The 17,424-nt window shown below is 58.4% G+C and carries 17 protein-coding genes; 5 read left to right on the forward strand and 12 right to left on the reverse strand.

Features of this window, described 5'->3' with window-relative positions:
* Positions 1-12: 12 nt before the first annotated feature.
* From ACQE3E_RS14235 to ACQE3E_RS14245, 3 genes are read right to left on the reverse strand one after another with little or no spacing between them, the layout of a single operon-like run.
* Entirely contained in the window at positions 13-1,479 is a 1,467-nt protein-coding gene (locus ACQE3E_RS14235) for an N-acetylmuramoyl-L-alanine amidase (protein WP_427500686.1), read from the reverse strand.
* Between the two features lie 43 nt (positions 1,480-1,522).
* Positions 1,523-1,996 carry a tRNA (adenosine(37)-N6)-threonylcarbamoyltransferase complex ATPase subunit type 1 TsaE gene (gene tsaE / locus ACQE3E_RS14240; RefSeq protein WP_427500687.1) on the reverse strand — a complete coding sequence of 158 codons (474 nt, stop codon included), beginning with the start codon at positions 1,994-1,996 and terminating at the stop codon, positions 1,523-1,525.
* On the reverse strand, positions 1,993-3,447 hold the full coding sequence (locus ACQE3E_RS14245) for an NAD(P)H-hydrate dehydratase (protein ID WP_427500688.1): 1,455 nt from the start codon (positions 3,445-3,447) through the stop codon (positions 1,993-1,995). The genes tsaE and ACQE3E_RS14245 overlap by 4 nt, the downstream gene beginning before the upstream one ends.
* Positions 3,448-3,496: 49 nt before the next feature.
* On the opposite strand from ACQE3E_RS14245, the gene queG reads away from it, so the two are divergent.
* Positions 3,497-4,573 (forward strand): tRNA epoxyqueuosine(34) reductase QueG, encoded by a 1,077-nt coding sequence (queG, locus tag ACQE3E_RS14250; RefSeq protein WP_313729956.1) that lies wholly within the window; start codon positions 3,497-3,499, stop codon positions 4,571-4,573.
* 53 nt (positions 4,574-4,626) lie between these two features.
* The gene (locus tag ACQE3E_RS14255) at positions 4,627-5,130 is read left to right on the forward strand and encodes a putative metalloprotease CJM1_0395 family protein (protein WP_064025700.1); all 504 of its coding nucleotides are present in this window, start codon (positions 4,627-4,629) and stop codon (positions 5,128-5,130) included.
* Here ACQE3E_RS14255 and ACQE3E_RS14260 read toward each other — a convergent pair whose 3' ends face one another.
* Both ACQE3E_RS14260 and ACQE3E_RS14265 read right to left on the reverse strand, forming a co-directional pair.
* The gene (locus ACQE3E_RS14260) at positions 5,131-5,400 is read right to left on the reverse strand and encodes a PilZ domain-containing protein (protein WP_064025702.1); all 270 of its coding nucleotides are present in this window, start codon (positions 5,398-5,400) and stop codon (positions 5,131-5,133) included.
* A 45-nt stretch (positions 5,401-5,445) separates the two neighbouring features.
* Positions 5,446-6,660, reverse strand: coding sequence for a glutaredoxin family protein (locus ACQE3E_RS14265; RefSeq protein WP_313729955.1), 1,215 nt, complete (start codon positions 6,658-6,660; stop codon positions 5,446-5,448).
* A gap of 150 nt (positions 6,661-6,810) precedes the next feature.
* Between ACQE3E_RS14265 and mrcB the strand changes: the two genes are divergently transcribed.
* Together mrcB and lolA are read left to right on the forward strand one after the other, a co-directional pair.
* On the forward strand, positions 6,811-9,144 hold the full coding sequence (gene mrcB / locus ACQE3E_RS14270; RefSeq protein WP_313729954.1) for a penicillin-binding protein 1B: 2,334 nt from the start codon (positions 6,811-6,813) through the stop codon (positions 9,142-9,144).
* 3 nt (positions 9,145-9,147) lie between these two features.
* The gene (gene lolA, locus ACQE3E_RS14275; RefSeq protein ID WP_071157970.1) at positions 9,148-9,762 is read left to right on the forward strand and encodes an outer membrane lipoprotein chaperone LolA; all 615 of its coding nucleotides are present in this window, start codon (positions 9,148-9,150) and stop codon (positions 9,760-9,762) included.
* Between the two features lie 36 nt (positions 9,763-9,798).
* On the opposite strand, the gene ACQE3E_RS14280 is transcribed toward lolA, so the two are convergent.
* From ACQE3E_RS14280 to ubiG, 5 genes are all read right to left on the reverse strand, one after another.
* Entirely contained in the window at positions 9,799-10,686 is an 888-nt protein-coding gene (locus tag ACQE3E_RS14280; protein ID WP_313729953.1) for a GGDEF domain-containing protein, read from the reverse strand.
* 150 nt (positions 10,687-10,836) lie between these two features.
* Positions 10,837-11,385: a putative Fe-S cluster assembly protein SufT gene (sufT, locus tag ACQE3E_RS14285; protein WP_313729952.1), complete on the reverse strand. Its 549-nt coding sequence runs from the start codon at positions 11,383-11,385 to the stop codon at positions 10,837-10,839.
* Between the two features lie 8 nt (positions 11,386-11,393).
* Positions 11,394-12,122 carry an SDR family NAD(P)-dependent oxidoreductase gene (locus ACQE3E_RS14290; RefSeq protein WP_313729951.1) on the reverse strand — a complete coding sequence of 243 codons (729 nt, stop codon included), beginning with the start codon at positions 12,120-12,122 and terminating at the stop codon, positions 11,394-11,396.
* Positions 12,113-12,784: an HAD family hydrolase gene (locus tag ACQE3E_RS14295; RefSeq protein WP_071157962.1), complete on the reverse strand. Its 672-nt coding sequence runs from the start codon at positions 12,782-12,784 to the stop codon at positions 12,113-12,115. Before ACQE3E_RS14295 ends, ACQE3E_RS14290 begins: the two co-directional genes overlap by 10 nt.
* A 5-nt stretch (positions 12,785-12,789) precedes the next feature.
* On the reverse strand, positions 12,790-13,497 hold the full coding sequence (gene ubiG, locus ACQE3E_RS14300; RefSeq protein WP_064027479.1) for a bifunctional 2-polyprenyl-6-hydroxyphenol methylase/3-demethylubiquinol 3-O-methyltransferase UbiG: 708 nt from the start codon (positions 13,495-13,497) through the stop codon (positions 12,790-12,792).
* Positions 13,498-13,722: 225 nt separating this feature from the next.
* On the opposite strand from ubiG, the gene ACQE3E_RS14305 reads away from it, so the two are divergent.
* The gene (locus ACQE3E_RS14305) at positions 13,723-15,498 is read left to right on the forward strand and encodes a GspE/PulE family protein (protein WP_064027477.1); all 1,776 of its coding nucleotides are present in this window, start codon (positions 13,723-13,725) and stop codon (positions 15,496-15,498) included.
* A gap of 278 nt (positions 15,499-15,776) precedes the next feature.
* Here ACQE3E_RS14305 and ACQE3E_RS14310 read toward each other — a convergent pair whose 3' ends face one another.
* A complete protein-coding gene (locus ACQE3E_RS14310) occupies positions 15,777-16,973 on the reverse strand; it encodes an RtcB family protein (RefSeq protein ID WP_313729949.1) in 1,197 nt (398 codons plus the stop codon).
* Positions 16,955-17,383: a ribosome-binding factor A gene (locus tag ACQE3E_RS14315; RefSeq protein WP_313729948.1), complete on the reverse strand. Its 429-nt coding sequence runs from the start codon at positions 17,381-17,383 to the stop codon at positions 16,955-16,957. The genes ACQE3E_RS14310 and ACQE3E_RS14315 overlap by 19 nt, the downstream gene beginning before the upstream one ends.
* Positions 17,384-17,424 lie beyond the last annotated feature (41 nt).

Raw genomic sequence — 17,424 nt, forward strand, 5'->3', positions numbered from 1 at the left:
ACCCGGTAAAAATCAGCTGCTGCGAGGGATTTGTATGACTTGGCCGGCACGTAGATTGCCGTCGTTCATTGCGTTGGCATCGCGGATCGCCCGCATCGAAACGCCGTATTGTTGGGCGATTTCCGATAAAGTCTCACCCCGCCCGATCACGTGTTGGTTGGCCGACGGCGCCGCGACCACAACGGTTTCGCTAACTGCCGACGGCGTCGGCTCCGTTTTAACGGCCGCCACCGGCTCGGTTTTTTCGATCGCGGCCAGACGGCTGCCGCCGCCGGCTTTATACAACTGCGCCATCAGCGTGCCGGCCGGCGCGTATTGCCGGAAATGCGCCATGATGCCGCCGAACACCGCCGAGGCCATCTGTTGCTGATACCCGGCGCTGTTCAGTCGGCGCTCTTCGTCCGGGTTGGAAATAAACGCCGTTTCCACCAAAATCGACGGAATCGGCGACTTCAACACAACGAAACCGGCTTTTTGGACGTTGCTGCGATGTAAATGTCCCACCGACTTGACGTTTTTCAGGACCTTGTTGCCGATGTGCAGGCTGGCATCCTTGGCCGCCTTTTGCGAGAGATCCATCAATACCGAAGCCAAGGCCTCATCGCGACCGTCGCCGCCCCCAACTTTATCAGCCGCGTTTTCGCTGTCCGCCAAAAACCGGGCCACCGCGCTGGACGCACCGTTATTCGACAGGGTATAGACCGAAGCGCCATGGGCGGACGGATCGTCGAACGCATCTGCATGAATGGATACGAACAAATCCGCCTTGGCGTCTTGGGCGATGCGCACCCTCTCGCGTAGCTTGACGAAATAGTCGCCGTTCCGAATCATCACGGCTTTCATGCCCGGTTGGCGATTGATGGAAGCCGCCAATCGTTTGGCGATAGCCAGTACCACGTCTTTTTCTTGCGTGCCGTTGTTACCCTGAGCGCCGACGTCCTTACCGCCGTGACCGGCGTCGATGGCGACGACAATGTCCCGGCCCTTGGCCTTAACGGCGGATTTCAATACCGCCGGCTTTAACTCCGGCTTCGCAACCGGCTCTTGGGCAAGCGCGGCTTTTTCCAACTTAGCGACTTCCGGCTTAACCAGCGGTTTCAGTGCCGCTACCGGCTCGTCCTTGGGCGTTAATTGAATTTGCAAGGCGTTACCGGACAGCGCGGCCTTGGCATCGGCGTCGCTTTTGAGTTCGACGACGACTCGCACATCGTTGCCGTTGTGCATGCCGCTACGGACGTTCAGAAACAAGGGATGATCGGCGGGCGGCTGCGCGGGTGGCGCGGCGAATTTGGCGTCGACGAAATCGACGACCAAACGGCTAGGACTTTTCAACACGAATGCGTGGTGTTTGACCGGACCCGGCAACGCGAACGACACTTGCGACGCGGCTCCGTACTGGATACCGGCCAGTTCGGCCTGAGCCGCCAAAACGGCATGAGCGGCGGTAGACAAGACCACCGTCCAGAAAATTCGAGACATTCGCTGCATAGCCGTTAGCCCAAAAGTGACAATTCCGTTGAGATTATAGCAATAGGTCTTTGTTTTTCCAGTGTAGTTTTATCGAATTTTCCCAATCGCCACGTAAGTGATTGATTTGAACCGTGCGATGCTCGCCAACGTAATTCAGGGTCAATTCCAGGTCGGCCGCCGGCAGTTGTCCCATCCCCATCTCCGGCCATTCGATACAACACCAAGCCCGCTCGGCTAAATAGTCGGCCATCCCTATCCATTCCAATTCTTCGGGATCTTTCAGCCGATACAAATCAAAATGAAACAAGGCGCGGCCGTTCAAGCGGTATTCCTCGACCAAACTGAAAGTCGGACTTTTGACGGTTCCGCCATAGCCCGCCGCGCGCAACGCGCCGCGAATCAGCGTGGTTTTGCCCGCCCCCAGATCGCCGTTCAAAAACATCAGGCATTTGTCCGGCATTGCTTGCCACAACGCCGCGCCGAAGGCTTCGGTTTCCGAAGCGTCGATCAATTCGATTTCGATCAATTGAGTAACTCTCTGATTTCCGCCGGCAAATCGCCGGCCAACAAGCCGCGCTCACCGTGACGCAAGGCCAGGCGATCGGCGGCTTCGCCGTGTACGTAAACACCCAGTCTGGCCGCTTCCGGCGCCGACCAGCCCTGCGCCAGTAGTCCGCCCAGCAGTCCGGCGAGAACATCGCCCATGCCGCCGCTCGCCATGCCGGGATTGCCGGTGGACGACACGTAGATGCGTTCGCCATCGCCGACCAGGCTACCCGCGCCTTTCAGTACGCAAACGCCGCCGTAGCGCTGTTGCAAGCTCACTAACGCCGCAAACCGGTCGGCGCCGACTTGGGCGGTCGTCGAACCCAACAATCGAGCGGCTTCGCCGGGATGCGGCGTTAAAATCCAATGATCGCGGCGCTCCGGCCGAGCCGCCAACAGGTTCAAGGCATCGGCATCCACCACGCAGGGCTTGCCGGACGCCAGTACCGCCGCGAACATCGTCCGTGCCCAGGCGTCTTGCCCCAAACCCGGACCGACAACGACGACGCTGGCCTTGTCCAACAGACTTGCCAAATCCGCGGAGGATTCGACGCCGTGGCACATCAATTCCGGCCGGCCAAGATTCAGGACGGCGCTATGCACGGCTCGCGTCGCGATGCTGACTAAGCCGGCACCAGTGCGTAACGCGGCTTCGCCGGCCAATCGAATCGCGCCGCTATAACCCAGATTGCCGCCAACCGCCAATACATGGCCGCAGTGGCCTTTATGCGCGACGCGCGGGCGAGGCGGCGGCGGGGTTTTGGTCAGTCGGTAAATCGAACCGGCACCCGCCAGCACCTCGTCGGGCAAGGCCAGGCTATCGCACACGACTTCGCCGCAATAGTCGGCCGCAAAACCGGTCAACAAGCCGCGTTTCAGCCCGATAAAGGTCACGGTCAAATCGGCGGCCACCGCACAGCCCAAGACATTGCCGGTATCCGCGTCCAATCCGGACGGTACATCGAGAGCGACTACCGGCGCGGCGGATGCGTTGATCGCGGCGATTGCCGACGCGTAAGGCTCGGATACCGGCCGGCTCAAGCCGATGCCGAGTAGTGCGTCGACGACCACGCTGTCGCCGGGCAGACTGTCGCCCAAAACCTCGATGCGGCCGCCGGCCTGAAAAAAGCCCTCGGAGGCGTCGGCGGCATCCACCGGCAAGCGGGCCGAATCCGATAGTGCATGCACGTCGACGCGATAACCGGCCAGCAAGGCCAAGCGCGCCACGACATAGCCGTCGCCGGCATTATTGCCGGCACCGCAAAACACCGTCAGGCGCCGACGTTCCGGCCAGTGGCGCCGGATTTGTTCGAACGCGGCCGCCCCAGCCCTGGCCATCATGACCGCACCGGCGATGCCGTGTTCGGCCATCGCTCGCCGCTCGGCTTCGCGGATTTCGGCAACGCTGTAGACTTGGTCGGCTGAGGGCATGGGCTTGTGTAAAATGACGCAGTAAACCCATTATATTTTCCTGCCCGCCATGCCCCCAAGTCATTTCGTCGCCACCGAAGAATTCGTTGCCAACATTCGGGCCTGGGCCCTGGACTTGGGCTTTCAACAACTCGGCATCAGCGATACCGATCTGACCAGCGCCGAAGGCCACTTGCAGCGTTGGCTGGCGGACGGGATGCACGGCGAGATGTACTATATGGCGGCGCATGGCCTTAAACGCAGCCGGCCGGCCGACTTGCAGCCCGGCACGCTCAGCATCATTTCGGCGCGGATGGATTATCTACCGGAGCATCGGAGCAGCATGGCCGAGCGGCTGAACGATCCGGCCGCTGCCTTCGTGTCGCGCTACGCCCTGGGCCGCGACTATCACAAACTGTTACGTAGCCGTCTGCAAAAACTGGCCGACAAAATCGCCGCCGAGATCGGCCGATTCGGCTACCGGGTGTTCGTCGACAGCGCACCGGTGCTGGAAAAAGCCATCGCCGAGAAAGCCGGGCTAGGCTGGATAGGCAAGCACAGCAATTTAATCAACCGCCGAGCCGGCTCCTGGTTTTTCCTCGGCGAAATCTATACCGATCTGGCCCTGCCGGCCGACACGCCGGTCGCTTCGCATTGCGGCACTTGCCGAGCCTGCCTGGACATCTGCCCGACCCAGGCCATCGTCGCGCCTTACCGAGTCGATGCCCGGCGTTGCGTGTCTTATTTAACGATCGAGTTGCACGGCAGCATTCCCGAGGAACTGCGACCGCTGCTCGGCAACCGGATTTACGGCTGCGACGACTGCCAATTGATTTGCCCGTGGAATCGCTACGCCACACTCAGCGGCGAAGCGGACTTTCAACCGCGCCACCGCTTGGACCGCGCCACGCTGATCGAACTATTCGGCTGGAGCGAAACCGAATTCCTGCAACGCACCGAAGGCTCGGCGATCCGCCGCATCGGCCACGCGCGCTGGCTACGCAATATCGCCGTCGCGCTGGGCAACGCCAGAGCCGACCAAGCGATTCGCGCGGCGTTGGCCGGCCGGCTGGACCACGATTCAGAGCTGGTCAGGGAACACGTGGTTTGGGCGTTGCGGCGACAGACCACGGAAGCCGAAACTTGAGCCACGGCTGAAACTTGCGGTAAAGTACCTGCCTATCCTTTCCGGAGGCCAGCATGTCGATTCCGGCCCTCGCCAACACTCAATTCCCCGACTATTCCGGTTCGGCGAAGAGCGGTTCCGCCGCCGCGCGGCAAGACTCGACCAAAACCCAGCAAACCGGGGCCAGCGCCCAGCTCAGCGACGAACAACTCGCGCAAGTTCAAAAACTGAAAACCCGCGACCGGGAAGTCCGCGCGCACGAGCAAGCCCATCTGAGTGCAGCCGGCGGCCTGGCAACCGGCGGCGCCCACTTTCAGTACGTCACCGGCCCGGACGGGGTGCGCTACGCGACCGGCGGCGACGTCGGCATCGACACGTCGGAAGTCAGCGGCAATCCGCAAGCCACGTTGGCCAAGGCCGATACGATACGCCGGGCCGCCTTGGCGCCTGCCCAACCGTCAGGCCAGGATTTGAGCGTGGCCGGGCAAGCCAGCGCGATGGCGGCCAAAGCGCGCGCCGAATTGCTAAAAAGCCAACAAGCGCCAAACTCCGGCCAGCACCTGAATGTGCGGGCCTGATCAGTCGGCGCCGAACTCGACCGCAAAACCGCCGTTCGGATCGATCCTGACCACCCTGGCCATCTGCACCGGCGCGTCGTCGAACTCGGTGGTCTGGACTTCGACGACCGCCCCCATTGGCGGGATCAATTCTACCGGACAGAACAAATACAACCCGGTTTCGGAGAAATCCCGCATGTCGAGGATTTGCGTCTCGGTCGAAACCGGAACCGTCACCCGGATCTTAGCCCGGTGTTTCAGACGCGGATGTCTGCGCTTGTTATCTACCACGAATACTCCCGACTCTCTCCAAGTTCCAATGCGCGCAGCCGGTCCTCAAACCAGCAAATAAAGCCCTAATCCTACCATGACCAGTCCGCTGAGCAATTTGAGCCAACGTCCTTCGCGTTCCCGCAGCCGCCGCTGACTCAGCGTCCAGACGCCGACGGCCAGCACAATCACGTCGTCCAGCATATAGGCGGCATTATAGAGCAGCAAATAACCGTAATATTCGACCCCTTGCAACTGGCGCAGCGTCAGTATCCGGGTATACAAAGCCGGAAAACCGGAAGTACACATGAACTCGACGACCTGAACCAGCACAGCCAACACCACGGCGCCGACGATGGCACCGAACAAGTTGTCGGCTTGTAGGATGGCCCGCATCCGCGCGTATATGCCCGGCTTGGCGGACGCCGGAATCGATAGCGAAAATCCGCGTCCGAACGCCCAAAAGTCTTTCAGATGGATGGCGCCGGCCACTATCGCGATGGCCGCGATCGCCCACTGCGAGCCGCGCGACCAACCGATCAGCAAAAACAGATTCAGCCACGCCGCCATGAACAAGAAATAGGCGATGCCCTCCACGACCACGAAGGTGCCGGCCACCGCCAGCATCCGCATCCGCTGTTGCATCGGCGCCAGCATCGAGAGCATTAAGAGTAGCACCCACATCGAACACGGATTGAAACCGTCCAGCAAGCCCATTGCCAGCGTAAACAGCGGTAACCCGACCTGATCTAAATCAATCCGCCGGCCCAGAAACGTGAAGCCGAAACTTTCCGGCTGCGAGTCGGGTACCACCTCAGGCGTTTCGCAACTTGTCTCGGGAACGACGCTGCAACTGCCGGCGTCGCCGGTCGCGATATCGGCCCGCTGCGAGCCCCGCAATGCCGCGCGGATCTGCTCGTCGCTGAGACCGCCCGCGCTATACCCGATAATCCAGCGCCCTCCGACGTAAAACGCGGGTAAGCGCAAACCCGCCGTCTCGGCGCCGGCTAGCGACCGCATCCGCGCGGCGGCGTCGGTTTCCCGGCTAACGTTATGCACCTCGATACGCAAAGTGGGTTGCTCGGCATGCAAGCGGGCCAAAAACGCCTCGGCTTCCAAACAGTGTTCGCAGCCGTCGCGCACGAACGCTTCGATGTCGGCCGCGTCAGCCGCGCGGAGTCCGGTCTGCATGATCAGCGCGAGTATGCCGCAGATTAGCCGTAGGCTTAATGTTCGATAAACCGTCCTGTCGAACCCGAAAATCCGTCCGATTGAACTCATCCGTCCCCCTTGCGTCTACCGCCGGTCGGCCGTGTTAGTCGCGACCGAGATAAAATTATTGGATAATACGCCGTTATTGCCAACGACCCGCCTCCACCGCAGTGGAGCCACACCGCAACGCGCCTTAGAGCGGCAGACTCCCAACACTGAATGGCCAAACGACCCAACAGATACCGAAAACTCACCGTCAGACGCAAAAAAACGTCCTCGAAATCCAACTGGTTGATACGCGGCGCAATCACCGTGGCGCTGACCGCGTTGGCGGCCCTGGCGGTTTACACCTTCTACCTGGATTATACCGTTCGCCAACAATTCGAAGGCAAGCGCTGGTCGATCCCGGCCCGGGTCTACGCCAGTCCGGTCGAGCTATACAACGGCTACGAGATGTCCGCTAAAAGCTTCGAGGACTTGTTACAACAACTGCATTACCGGATGGACCCGCAACTGGCCGCCGAGGGCTCTTACGTGGTCAAGGGTAGTCAAGTCTCGCTGAAGACCCGCGCCTTCAATTTCGGCGACACGCCGCAAGACAGCCGCAAAATCATCGTCGGCTTCGCCGGCGGCGGCGTGACTAGCATAGCCGATGCCGCGACCGGCGAAAGCGTCGCGATCTTGCGGATGGACCCGGTGCAAATCGGCAGCTTCTATCCGACCCGTAAGGAAGACCGCATTTTGATCAAGTTGGACGAAGCGCCGCCGACCCTGGTGCAAGGCTTGCTGTCCACCGAGGACCGCGATTTTTATCATCACTTCGGCATCTCGCCCAAGGGTATCGCCCGGGCGATGTGGAACAATCTGAAGGCCGGCGGCATGGTGCAGGGCGGCAGCACGATCACCCAGCAATTGGTGAAAAACTTCTTCCTGCACCCCAAACGCACTCTACGGCGCAAGCTCAAGGAAGTGCTGATGTCGCTGATTCTGGAGTACCGCTACAGCAAGGACGAGATACTGGAAGCCTACTTGAACGAAATCTTCCTGGGCCAGGACGGTTCCAGCGCGGTACACGGCTTCGGTCTGGCCAGCGAGTTTTATTTCGGCCAATCGCTGAAAACGCTGAATCTGCCGCAGGTCGCTACGCTGGTCGCGCTGGTGCGCGGACCGTCGGAATACGACCCGCGCCGCAATTCGGACCACACTCTGGATCGACGCAATCTGGTGCTGGACTCGATGCTCGCCGAAGGCTATATCGACGAACAACAGGCCAGCGAAGCCAAAAAGCAGCCGTTGGGTGTGGCCAAGGTGATACACCGCTCGGCCAACCGTTTTCCGGATTTCATCGACTTGGTCAAACGCCAACTTAGACAGGAATACAAGGAAGAGGATCTGACCTCGGAAGGCTTGCGCATTGTAACGACGCTGGACACCCGTACGCAGGACACCTTGGAGCAAACGCTGGCGAACAAACTGAAACACCTGGAAAAAAGCCCGAAAAGCGACGATTTGCAAAGCGCCGCCATCGTCACCCGCCGCGACAACGGCGAGATCGTCGCGTTGGTCGGCGGTCGCGACAGCGCGGTCACGACCGGCTTTAACCGGGCGCTGGACGCGGTCCGGCCGATCGGCTCGTTGATCAAACCGGTGGTATATCTAACCGCGCTGGAACACCCCGACCGCTACACGATCGCCACGCCGATCAGCGATACCGCGATCGCGTTGGACGACGGCAGCGGCAAAACCTGGTCGCCGGATAACTACGACAATCGCGAGCACGGCGTGGTACCGCTGCATACCGCGCTGACCCATTCCTACAATCTGGCGACGGTGCGGATCGGCATGGACATCGGGTTGGGCAAAATCGCCAACACCCTGAAGGCGATGGGCGTGTCGCGGCCGGTGAATCTATATCCGTCCTTCCTGCTCGGCGCCCAAGCCCTGACGCCGTTCGAAGTCACCCAACTTTACCAGACCCTGGCCGGCGACGGCTTCGCGACGCCGCTACGCTCGATTCGGGCGGTTAATGCCGCCGACGGCAAGGCGTTGCAAAGCTATCCGTTCACGGTCCATCAGGCCGTCGATCCCGCCGCCGCCTTCATCACCAACACGATACTGCAGGAAGTGATGTATGCCGGCACCGGCCACTCGGCCTACAGCTACATGCCGCAAAGCATGGCGCTGGCCGGCAAGACCGGCACCACCAATCAGTTGCGGGATAGCTGGTTCGCCGGTTTCAGCGGCGATTTGCTGTCGGTGGTCTGGGTCGGCCGCGACGACAACAAGCCGACCGGCCTGACCGGCGGCAGCGGCGCACTGCAAATCTGGGCCGATCTGATGCGGCAGGTCTCGAAAAAGCCGGTCAGTCTGATCCGGCCGGACAATGTCGAAATGAAGTGGATCGATCCGTCCACCGGTTTGCTCAGTACCGAGGACTGCCCCGGCGCCAAATTACTGCCCTTTATTGACGGCTCCGGCCCCAGCCAATTTTCCGAATGCGGCGGCGGCGGCGAAACCGACGGCAACTGGCTTAACAACCTCAATCCTTTTTAACCGATGAAAATTCTTAGCTTCGTTTTTTGCTTGATATGCGCCACCCCATTGCACGCGGAGGAAACGCCGATCGCCCGATTGAAAACTTTTTTGGCCGGCTCGAGCGCGCTGGCCGCCGACTTCCGCCAAGTGACGCTGGACAAGAGCGGCAAACCGGCACAAACCAGTAGCGGCAAGTTTTATTTGAGCCGCCCCGGCAAATTCCGCTGGAATTATCAAAAACCCTTCGTCCAGGAAATCGTATCCAATGGCGGCAAGGTCTGGTTTTACGATGCGGATTTGGAGCAGGTCACGGTCAAGCAATTGGACGATTCGCTGGGTTCGACGCCGGCCTTGCTGTTGACCGGTCAAATCGACATCGAAGAGAAATTCACGTTGCGAGAGCAAGGCGAGGACGAAGGCATGAATTGGGTGAAATTGTCGCCCAAGAACGAGGAAAGCGGCTTCAAATACATCCTGATCGGCTTGGAGCGCGACCAGTTGGGCGGCATGGAATTGAGCGATAATTTCGGCCAATTGACGCGTATCTATTTTTCCAACATCCAGATCAATCCCAAGCTGGAAGAAGCCTTGTTTAACTTCAAAGCACCCAAGGGCGCCGACGTGTTCGAAAACTAAGCGGCCGGAGCCGGCAAGATTTTGCCGGCCTTGCCGTCAGGCGGCCAATTCCACCCGGTTACGGCCGCGTTGTTTGGCCGCGTACATTGCTTTGTCGGCGCGCTTGACCAGCAATTCCGCGCTGTCGTCGCCTTGCAGCGTGGCAACGCCCAAACTGGCGGTCAAATTCAACACATCCATGCCGTAAGCCAGGGTATGCGACTCGATGTCGGCGCGCAGACGCTCGGCGATAATCCCGGCGCCGTCGATGTCGGTGTCGGCCAATAAAATCACGAACTCTTCGCCGCCGAAGCGGTAAACCGCATCGCTGCCGCGCACGCTATCGCGTAGCCAGGCGGCCACCGATGCCAAGGCCAAATCGCCGCAAGCATGGCCGTATTGGTCGTTAATATTCTTAAAATGATCGATATCAACGAAGACCAAGGACAAATGCTGGCCGTGGCGTACCGCCCGCTTGACCTCGCGTTGCAAGCTATCGTTGAAGGCCGCGCGATTGTTGGTTTTGGTCAACGGATCGGTATACGCCATCCGTAAGGCTTGTTGAAACAGCGTGGCATTACGTAACGGATAAATCAGACAGCACAACAGGCTTTCCAGCATTTTCAGCTCGTCGCGGCCAAAACGTTGGGTGCGGGTCAATTTTAGTTCGCCCAGTTCCTGTTCCTCGACTTTCAAGACATAAGAGCAGGAGTGGCGAGCCATCACGCCGCGCTGATAGTGCATATTGAACAGCGGATTGTTGTATTCGACGCCGTTGTGCGGGATCGTGGCTTGAATCTTATTGCAAAAGATCCCGATCAGTTCGTCGAACTCCAGCGTGGTTTGCAAGGCACTGCTGATGTCGTAATGATGAAGATTGACCGCCGTCGAGGCTTCAAAGGTTTTGTTGCTGACGACGGCTAATTCGGCGGATTGTTCTTTCATGACGGTCCCCAGTGATCGAGTTGGCGTTCAAACCATCGATAGCCAGGACCGTGCCATATTATTGTAATCTTTATTTTTCAAAAACTTAGAATACAAAACACCCCTTCGAAGCGGCAAGGCGGCAAATTTCCGCCAGATTCCCGGCGCCGCTCAAAACAGACCCAATTGAACCTGAGCCACTTCCGACATCATTTCCCTGGACCAAGGCGGGTCCAAGACCACTTCGACGTCCACGCTATCGACGCCGGGCAAACCGCGTATACACTTCTCGACGTCGCCTTGAATCACCGGCCCCATGCCGCAACCCGGCGCGGTCAACGTCATCCGTACCTGGACGTCGTGACCACCGTTGGCGTTGGCCGTCACGTCGCAACCGTAGACCAAGCCCAAATCGACGATATTCACCGGAATTTCCGGATCGTAGACGGTTTTCATCACTTCCCAGCAATTGCGCTCGACCGCCTGTGCATCGGTTTCCGACACCAGGGTCTGCAAATGCTGAGGCTCCTTGCCGAGCGCGTCGGCGTCGACGCCGGCGATCCGCACCATGTGGCCGTAATCGGTGAAAACCGTATAGTTACTGCCCAAGGACTGGTGGATCGTGACTTCCTGACCCTTGCGCAACATGCCGTGATGGCCGTCGGGAATCGTGACAATGTTGACGTCACGGTTTAAAAACACCACTTCTCTGTCTGCCATAGCTCGTTTCAACGGTTGAATGTCTGGGCGTCAATAATTTGACCGGTGACGCCGAGGCTGGCGTCGCTGAATAAATAAACGTAGGCCGGCTGCAAACTGGTGGGCGCCGGCAGCGCCGCCTTGTCTTCGGCCGGATAGGCCTTACGCCGCAACGGACTGTCGACCGGCCCCGGCACCAAGGTGTTGACCCGGATTTTGCCGGCGGATTCCAACTCGGCCGCCAATATCGCCGCGAAACCTTCCAAGGCGATTTTGGAAACGCCGTAAGCGCCGGAATAGGCCTGGCCCTTGCGAGCCGAGGAATCCGACGTAAACACAATCGCGGCGTGCTCGGCGGCCAACAACACCGGCAGCAGCACCCGGCACAGCAAAAACGCCGCGTTCAGATTGACGTTCAACGCATGCCCCCAATCCTTGGTTTTGTAATTGGCGATAGGGCTGAACGCGCTGAATTCCACCGCCGAATGCAATACGCCGTGCAATGCGCCGAAGCGCTCGGCGATGGCGTCGGCCATTTCCTGATATTGAGCTTCGGTGGCGCCGGCCAAATCGAAAGGGTACATCGTCGGTTCCGGACCGCCGGCCTCGACGATCGCGTCGTAGGTCTTTTCCAATTTAGGGATGCTGTTGTCCAGCAAAATCAGGCTGGCGCCCTGTCCGGCCAGAGCCAGCGCGGCCGCGCTCCCTAAACCGCCGCCGGCGCCGGTAATTAAAATAACTCGATCGTTCAATGACATAGACTGGTTTGGATCCATTGCGTCAGTTGACGGGGATGTTCGATCATCGCGTCCGCCCCCCAAGTGTCCGGCTGGTCGTCGCTGTTCAAATAGCCGTACAAGGCCGCGAGAGTTTTCATACGGGCGTTTTTGCCGGCGGCAATGTCGTGCGGCGCATCGCCAATGTAGACGCAGCGCTCGGGTGTTACGCCGGCCAACCGGCAAGCTTCGAACATCGGCTCCGGATGCGGCTTGCTAAACGCGGTGGTGTCGCCGCTGACCGCGCAAGCCACGCGCGTATCCAGCGCCAGCGCTCGCAACAACGGCGAGGTAAATCGCTGCTTTTTGTTGGTCACGACCCCCCACTTCAAACCGGCGGTTTCGATGGCGTCCAGGCAATCGCCGATGCCGTCGAAAAAGCGACTGTGTTCGGCAATATTGGCCTGATAGGCGTCCAACATGTCGCTCAACATCATTTGCGCCGTGGCTTCGTCCACCGTAACCGCTTGCCGAATCATCGCCATGGCGCCCCGCGAAATCGCCGGCTTCACCGTCGCCGGATCAATTTCGGCAAAACCGTGCGCCGCCAGCGTTCGATTTAGACAGGCGATCAGGTCCGGCGCGGTATCGACCAAGGTACCGTCCAAATCGAACAACACGCACTCCAGTTTGAAGTCGGTCATGCGGTTTATTCCGGACGCGCGAACGCGGCGATGTAGTTGACGTCGATATCGCGGCCCAGACTGAAGCGCTTGGCGAACGGGTTGTATTCGATGCCGGTCATTGCCTGCAATTCCAGACCGCCGGCCCGCGCCATTCGATCCAATTCGGCCGGCTTGATAAAGGTTTTATATTCGTGAGTGCCCTTCGGCACCATTTTCAGCAGATGCTCGGCGGCGACGATCGCCAGTAGCCAAGCCTTCGGCACCCGGTTCAAGGTCGAAAAAAACACCAGACCGCCCGGTTTGACCAACGTCGCGCACGCCTTGACCACCGAAGCCGGATCGGGAACGTGCTCCAACATTTCCATACAGGTCACCACGTCGAAGCCGCCCGGCTCCTCGGCCGCCAATTGTTCGGCGCTGACCTTGCGGTAATTGACCGCCACGCCGGTTTCCAGACTGTGCAGATCGGCGATATCCAGCAAATCTTCGCTCAGATCGATACCCAAGGCATCGGCGCCCTGCCCGGCCAAACCTTCGGTCAGAATGCCGCCGCCGCAACCGACGTCAACCACCCGCTTGCCGGCCAAATCGACTTGCCGGCCGATGAATGCCAAGCGAAGCGGATTAACGGCGTGCAAGGTATGCAATTCGCCGTTCGGGTCCCACCAGCGCTCCGCTTGAGCGCCGAACTTATGAATTTCGTGAGGATGTACGTTGTCTGCTGCCGTCATGATCTACCGCGCGCTGTGTAAGTTGGCGATAGTTTACTTTAACACTAGGTTATTCGTCATGCGGCAACTGCAAGCATTCGGTTCGCCGCGACCCGCTTCATCGAATGGCGTTGAAATCGGCCGTCCAAGCACCCAAGATTGTCAGCGTTACTCGGGACGGGCAATTCTCCCCAACTTCCGCCGGATTTGGCTAGACTAAGCCTTCCACTCACCCAGAAGCGGCGTATGCGGGAAGAAAGCAAGACGGAAGACCACAAGCTGGACATCCAGCGCATTATCCAGTGGCTGGACGACGACGGCATATTGTCGAAAGCGGACCTGGAAAAATGCCGCCAATACGCGGCCGCCAAGATCAATCTCAACAAGCATCCGTTGAAAATTTTGAGCGAATGCGAATTGGCCGACCGCAGTCAACTCGGCAAGCTGCTGACTCAGGAAGACCTCACCCAATGGCTGGCCAAAAAGCTGGCGCTGCCCTACTACTATTTCGACCCGCTGAAAATCGACGTACCCAGCGTGACCGCGATCTTCAGCAAAGCCTATGCGGTCAATTACAACATCCTGCCGATCAAGATCAACGACGAGGAAATTGTCGTCGCCACCGCCGAGCCCTTCATCCGCGCCTGGCAACTGGACCTGGCCAAGATGCACCACGGCAAGATTCGCTGCGTGTTCGCCAATCCCGACGAAATCAAGCGCTATCTGGACGAGTTTTACAACTTTTCGCAATCGCTGAAAGGCGCGCAAACCCAAAACGAAGGACGCGGCGGCGGCCAGAACTTCGAGCAATTGGTCGAACTCAGCAAAATGGCGGACCTGGATGCCAACAACCAGCACGTCGTCAATCTGGTCAACTGGCTGCTGCAATACGCCTTCGACCAACGCGCCAGCGACATCCACATCGAGCCGCGCCGCCAACAAGGCAACGTGCGCTTTCGGATCGACGGCATCCTGCACCACGTCTACCAGTTGCCGATGCCGATCATGAACGCGGTGCTGAGCCGGCTGAAAATCCTGGGTCGGATGAACATCGCCGAAAAGCGTTTGCCGCAAGACGGCCGCATCAAAACCCAAATGAATGCCAAGGAAATCGAATTGCGGCTATCGACAATGCCGACCGCGTTTGGCGAAAAACTGGTGATGCGGATATTCGACCCGGAAGTGCTGCTGCGCGATTACGAACAACTCGGCTTTAACAAGCAGGAATTGGCGATCTGGAATCGGATGACCGGCCAGACTCACGGCATCATCCTGGTTACCGGGCCGACCGGTTCCGGCAAGACCACGACGCTGTATTCGACGCTGAAACGGCTGGCGACGCCGGAAATCAATCTGTGCACCGTCGAAGACCCGATCGAGCAAATCGAACCGGTCTTCAACCAGATGCAGGTGCAGGCCAATATCGGCCTGGACTTCGCCAGCGGCATCCGCACCCTGCTGCGCCAGGACCCCGACATCATCATGGTCGGCGAGATCCGCGACTTGGAAACCGCCGAAATGGCGGTGCAAGCCTCGCTGACCGGCCATCTGGTCATCTCGACGCTGCACACCAACAACGCCCCGGCCGCCGTCACCCGCTTGCTGAATTTGGGCGTGCCCGGCTACCTGATTCAGCAAACCGTATTGGGCGTGATGGCGCAGCGCTTGATCCGGGTCTTATGCAAGCATTGCAAAACGCCGGTCGCCGTCGACGACGCCCAATGGCAAGCCCTGGTCGCGCCGTTCCGAGTGGCCCCGCCCAAGCAAATCCACCGCGCCACCGGCTGCAAGGAATGCCGCAACACCGGCTTCGCCGGCCGGATAGGCATCTACGAAATCTTCGAGAACAGCCAGACTTTGGAAAAGCTGATCGTCGAAGGTTGCGACACGGCCTTGCTGCAAAAACAAGCCATCAAGGAAGGCATGCGCCCGCTCCGCCTCAGCGGCGCCGAGAAAGTCGCGGCCGGCATCACGACCATCGAAGAGGTGCTCCGAGTCGCACCGGAGCGGATTGAATTTTAGCGGTCGGCGGAATCGCGGGGCAAAGTCTAGGCGCGGCTGAACCGGTGACAATGACATGTTCGATCATCGCATCCGAAGAATTATCCGTAGAGGAATGACATCGTCCTGGAAGTTATGAAATGCAGAAATCGACCCGTTAGCGACATTCAAGGCTTTTCATCTAATGGCAAGAGCAAAGCAGTAAGCTGCCGTTCATCGCATGGTTATCATGAGTGAGAATTCATATTAGGGAGCAGGCGCTTACGTCAAAAATGTTCGCAATCGCCTGCCTGAATTGACTAGCCTTTAATGCACATCACTTGCCGCAATTGATGCACGATTTCGACTAAGTCGTGTTGCTGTGCCATAACCTGTTCGATGTCCTTATAGGCGGCCGGTATTTCATCGATCACGCCGCTATCTTTACGGCATTCAATGCCTTGTGTTTGATGGGCTAGATCGTCGGCATTGTAACGTCGCTTGGCTTCGCTACGACTCATAAGGCGGCCAGCGCCGTGCGAGCACGAACAAAAGGACTGTTCGTTGCCTTTACCGCGCACGATGTAAGAGCGTGCGCCCATGCTGCCCGGAATAATTCCCAGCTCACCCTCGCCAGCGCGAATTGCGCCTTTGCGGGTGACCAGCACTTTGGCATCGAAATGCCATTCGTGAGCGACATAGTTGTGATGGCAGTTAATGACTTCCTTGGTGAAGGTTAATTTCGGCCATTTTTTATGTAATACCTCGCCGATTAAACGCAGCATTTCCCGTCGATTGGTCATTGCATAGTCCTGCGCCCAACTGACTGCCAGCAAATAATCGTCGTAGTGCTTCGCACCTTCGCGAAAATAGGCTAAGTCTTTATCGGGCAAATTCACCAAATGCTGCCCCATGTCCTTTTTTGCCAGATTGATGAAATACTCGCCAATCACATTGCCAATACCTCGACTTCCGGAATGCAGCATGATCCACACTTGATCGCTTTCATCCAAACACAGTTCGATGAAATGATTGCCACCGCCTAGCGTACCTAATTGACGTATCCAAGTTTGATAAGGCTTGTTTTGCTTGGCATTGACCTTGGGGTGTTTATCCAAAATTTGATGTAAGCCCACGCCAAGCGCGTTTATGGTCGAGCGTTGTGCTTGATCGCTACGGTGCATGGCAAAACCGACCGGCACCGCCGCTTCCAGCGCTAACCGCAATGAACGTAAGCTGTCCGGCAAATCATTAGCGCTGACCGACAATCGCACGGCACACATGCCGCAACCAATATCCACGCCGACTGCCGCCGGTATAATCGCCCCCAGCGTCGGAATCACCGAACCGACCGTTGCGCCTTTGCCGCAATGCACATCGGGCATCACGGCAATATGGCTGTGCACAAACGGCATCTGCGATAAGTTCAGCAATTGTTGATAGGCTGCCGGATCGACTTGGTCTGTGTAAATTCTGACCGGCACTTTGCCTTTGGTGATTAGGGTTTGAATAGGCATGATTCACCTCCTGTATTGTTGCTACCAACGAAGTAAAAACTGAGAGCCGGGACTTTTTTACGATGTAAGCTGGCTGCCACCACGCTACGCAGCACCGCTTGACTGTGTTTTAGCGCCGCAAAAATGGCTTCGCTATTAGTGGCATTGTTGGGAGAGCCAACGCTGACACATAGACGCTGTTTAGCAGGCTCATACTGTACGGCGAGCACCTCAACGCCTAACAAATCAGGGTGTTTGCATTCGCCTTCGAGAAATAAACTTAAAGTTCGACGTGCCTGTTTACTCAGTTGTTGATCTTTACGCGCCTGTTGTTTAACTGGGTCGCGTTGTTCGAAACGAGGCGCTAGACCATCGTCTTCGCGCCATTCTGCGCACAATAAACGTGTGCGGTTGGATTGATGTGTTTTCATAAACTTCCACAAAGCCTATCCGAAGCTGGCAGCCCAACGGC

Source organism: Methylomonas sp. MED-D (assembly GCF_050276835.1).
Classification (GTDB): domain Bacteria; phylum Pseudomonadota; class Gammaproteobacteria; order Methylococcales; family Methylomonadaceae; genus Methylomonas; species Methylomonas koyamae_A.

Coding starts and splice junctions, on each gene's coding strand:
- ACQE3E_RS14265 (WP_313729955.1), bottom strand. CDS start 6,660: ATGAGTTCAATCGGACGGATTTTCGGGTTCGACAGGACGGTTTATCGA.
- queG (WP_313729956.1), top strand. CDS start 3,497: ATGCCCCCAAGTCATTTCGTCGCCACCGAAGAATTCGTTGCCAACATT.
- mrcB (WP_313729954.1), top strand. CDS start 6,811: ATGGCCAAACGACCCAACAGATACCGAAAACTCACCGTCAGACGCAAA.
- ACQE3E_RS14295 (WP_071157962.1), bottom strand. CDS start 12,784: ATGACCGACTTCAAACTGGAGTGCGTGTTGTTCGATTTGGACGGTACC.
- ACQE3E_RS14280 (WP_313729953.1), bottom strand. CDS start 10,686: ATGAAAGAACAATCCGCCGAATTAGCCGTCGTCAGCAACAAAACCTTT.
- ACQE3E_RS14255 (WP_064025700.1), top strand. CDS start 4,627: ATGTCGATTCCGGCCCTCGCCAACACTCAATTCCCCGACTATTCCGGT.
- ACQE3E_RS14315 (WP_313729948.1), bottom strand. CDS start 17,383: ATGAAAACACATCAATCCAACCGCACACGTTTATTGTGCGCAGAATGG.
- ACQE3E_RS14235 (WP_427500686.1), bottom strand. CDS start 1,479: ATGTCTCGAATTTTCTGGACGGTGGTCTTGTCTACCGCCGCTCATGCC.
- ACQE3E_RS14305 (WP_064027477.1), top strand. CDS start 13,723: ATGCGGGAAGAAAGCAAGACGGAAGACCACAAGCTGGACATCCAGCGC.
- ACQE3E_RS14310 (WP_313729949.1), bottom strand. CDS start 16,973: ATGCCTATTCAAACCCTAATCACCAAAGGCAAAGTGCCGGTCAGAATT.
- lolA (WP_071157970.1), top strand. CDS start 9,148: ATGAAAATTCTTAGCTTCGTTTTTTGCTTGATATGCGCCACCCCATTG.
- sufT (WP_313729952.1), bottom strand. CDS start 11,385: ATGGCAGACAGAGAAGTGGTGTTTTTAAACCGTGACGTCAACATTGTC.
- ACQE3E_RS14290 (WP_313729951.1), bottom strand. CDS start 12,122: ATGTCATTGAACGATCGAGTTATTTTAATTACCGGCGCCGGCGGCGGT.
- ubiG (WP_064027479.1), bottom strand. CDS start 13,497: ATGACGGCAGCAGACAACGTACATCCTCACGAAATTCATAAGTTCGGC.
- ACQE3E_RS14245 (WP_427500688.1), bottom strand. CDS start 3,447: ATGCCCTCAGCCGACCAAGTCTACAGCGTTGCCGAAATCCGCGAAGCC.